Source organism: Methylobacterium ajmalii (assembly GCF_016613415.1).
GTDB lineage: Bacteria > Pseudomonadota > Alphaproteobacteria > Rhizobiales > Beijerinckiaceae > Methylobacterium > Methylobacterium ajmalii.
This window is the reverse complement of sequence record NZ_JACWCT010000145.1, coordinates 1-2,804: the sequence shown is the minus strand read 5'-3', so window position 1 is coordinate 2,804 and position 2,804 is coordinate 1. Positions and strand designations below refer to the sequence as shown.

Here is a 2,804-nt window from a genome sequence, read left to right as displayed (position 1 = left end):
CTACGCCACCACCTGGATGCCGGTGGACATCGACGCGATCCAGCGCCTCTACGGCGCCCAGACGAACGGCCCGCTCAATACCGCGCAGACCTTCGGCTACAACACCACGATCGGCGGCAGCCTGAAGCCGTATTTCGACTTCGCGATCAACACCGCGCCGGTCGTCACGCTCTACGGCACGGCGGCGAGCGGCAACGCCCTCGACCTGTCCCAGAGCGGCCAGGCCGCGACGCTGAACCTGAACGCGGGCACCTACAGCAGCGCCTTCGGGATGACCAACAACATCGCGATCTACGACAAGACCTACATCCAGAACGTCGCCTGCGGCTCGGGCAACGACGTCTGCACCGTCAACCTCGGCAAGGACAACACGATCGACGGCGGCGCCGGCACCAACACCGCGGTCTTCTCCGGGAACCGGGCCGACTACGCGATCACGCAGGCGAACGGCGCGACCGTGGTGACGCGCACAGCCAGCTCGGACCTCACCGCCAAGCCCACCGGGGTCAAGGACACGCTCACCAACTTCCAGACCCTGCGCTTCGACGACCAGACCGTCGCGGTGTGCTTCACCACCGGCACCCGCCTCCGCACGGCGCGCGGCGAGGTCGCGGTCGAGGACCTGCGGGTCGGCGACGCGGCGGTCACCGCCTCCGGCGCCCTGCGGCCGGTCGTCTGGATCGGTCACCGCGACCTCGACGCGGGCACCCGCCGCCTGCCGGCGCCCCAGCAGCCGGTTCGCGTCCGCGCCGGCGCCTTCGGTGGCGGGCTGCCCACCCGCGACCTGCGTCTCTCGCCCGGCCACCCGGTCCTGGTCGGTGCCGACGCGAACGGCGCGGGCGGCCACCTCGTGCCGGTGATGTGCCTGATCAACGGCACCACCATCGCGCGCGAGCCGGTCTCGTCGGTGACCTACTGGCACGTCGAGCTCGACGCCCACGACATCCTGCTGGCCGAAGGCCTGGCGGCCGAGAGCTACCTCGACTGGGGCGACCGGCCGTTCTTCACGGAGGGCTCCGACCACGCGCTGCACAACCCCGACTTCGTCGTGCCGGGGCTCTCCGCCCGCTGCCGGCCGGTGGCGGTCGAGGGGCCGGTGGTCGAGGCCGAGCGGGCGCGGCTCTCGGCGGTGTTCGCCCACAGCCTCGGCGAGGCCTGCGCCTGGGACGAGGCCGGGCGGTTCGAATGGCTCGCGGCGTGAGGCCGGGCGTGCGACAAGCCGGGTCATGAGACCCGGCTCCCTCTCCCTCGACGCATTCCTCACCCGCCGCGCCGCCGACCGGCGCCTGGCGCGGCTGACCCACGACATGCCCCTGCCCGAAGCGCGGGCCCTCGAGTTCGGGCCAGGGTGCAATACGGCGCGCTCGAGGGCCGCGCGTCCCCGGGCGACACCACCTTCGAGCTTCGGCACCACCACGTAGCTCTTGGGACGCCACCGCATCAGAAAGGCCCGCGCGGCACCCGTCGCGCGGGCCTTTTTGCGTCCTCGGGGACGGTTGCCGACCGGGCCCGTCCCGAGATGTCCCGCCGAGAGCCCGCTCGACATCTCCTGCCGCCCGTCCTCCTGCGCCTCCGGCGAGGACAGCCGCGACCGAAGCGCCGTCTCGCATCTCGCCCCCTCTTGCCCAATCCGGCACGCGATCTCCGGCCGGGCGGCCCGCATCGCCCGCTTTCCCCGGTCCGGCGCGGGCCCCGAGGCCGCAGGAGCCGTGCCGCCGGTGTGGCGGGCCCAACACAGCCGGCAACCGATCGTCGCGGTCGCCGGCGGTGAGACGGTGGGAACAGCTTTTGAGACGGGCGGAGCCGTTGCGTTTCCCGATCGCGTGGTAGCAAAGTTGTCGCAAGGATCTTCATGGGCGGCTGCGGTCGCGCCGGCCCGTTGACGATCCATCAACTTTTTAGACCAAGCATTCCAGGGGGGACACATCATGGCGAACGCCGTAGGTATGACACGCGAGCAGGAGATCGCGTACCTGTCTGGCGTGAATGCCAATGGAACCCTGGCGGCCCAGTCCTTCAGTTCGTATAACGGCGATACGCCTGACACTTACGCGGCGACGTCGACGCAGTTTCACTGGGGCGCGACCAATACGGCCGGGACGGGCGGCGGAACGCTGAAGTACATCTTCGATCCAGCCTCGCAATGGACCGCCGGCGAGCAGGCCGCCCTCGCCGGCAGCCTGAGCATGTGGTCGGCGGTGGCCAACATCTCGTTCCAGCAGACGACCTCGGTGGCCGACGCGAATATCGGGTTCACCCGGAACGCGGACGGCCGGGCCTACGCGGAGACGGCTTCGACGCCCCACCCCGTGGGCTCGAGCGTGATCACGCCGCCCGCCGACGGCAAGGCCCTGATCTCGCTCGACATGGGCGAGACCCCGCGGGCGACCGGCAAGCACGGTTCGCTCAACGACTTCCAGGGCGCGTCCGGCGGCTACGGCACCGGCACCGTGATGCACGAGGTGGGCCACTCCCTCGGGCTCGGCCATGGCGGTCCCTACAACAACACCAATACGGTCAGCCAGCAATACGGGCCCTACGACAACGAAACCTCGACATTGATGTCGTACTTCAACCCGCACGGCCAGGTGAACTATCCGAGCCCGATCACCGGGACCAACTGGACCACCGGGGACGGCGTCAACCACTACGCCACCACCTGGATGCCGGTGGACATCGACGCGATCCAGCGCCTCTACGGCGCCCAGACGAACGGCCCGCTCAATACCGCGCAGACCTTCGGCTACAACACCACGATCGGCGGCAGCCTGAAGCCGTATTTCGACTTCGCGATCAACACCGCG

The 2,804-nt window shown here is 69.9% G+C and carries 3 protein-coding genes; all 3 read left to right on the top strand.

The features are described from left to right. Window positions 1–1,201, top strand: a 1,201-nt coding sequence (locus HPY23_RS26465; RefSeq protein ID WP_210346965.1) for a Hint domain-containing protein, incomplete at its 5' end; no start/stop codon positions are given. A gap of 25 nt (window positions 1,202–1,226) precedes the next feature. After that, a complete protein-coding gene (locus tag HPY23_RS26460) occupies window positions 1,227–1,421 on the top strand; it encodes a hypothetical protein (protein ID WP_145984665.1) in 195 nt (64 codons plus the stop codon). 525 nt (window positions 1,422–1,946) lie between these two features. Continuing rightward, window positions 1,947–2,804: matrixin family metalloprotease (locus HPY23_RS26455; protein ID WP_338101104.1), on the top strand; the 858-nt coding region annotated here is incomplete at its 3' end.

What these genes read in the sequence shown, in the direction of transcription:
- HPY23_RS26460 (WP_145984665.1), top strand. Translation starts at nt 1,227, where the DNA reads ATGAGACCCGGCTCCCTCTCCCTCGACGCATTCCTCACCCGCCGCGCC.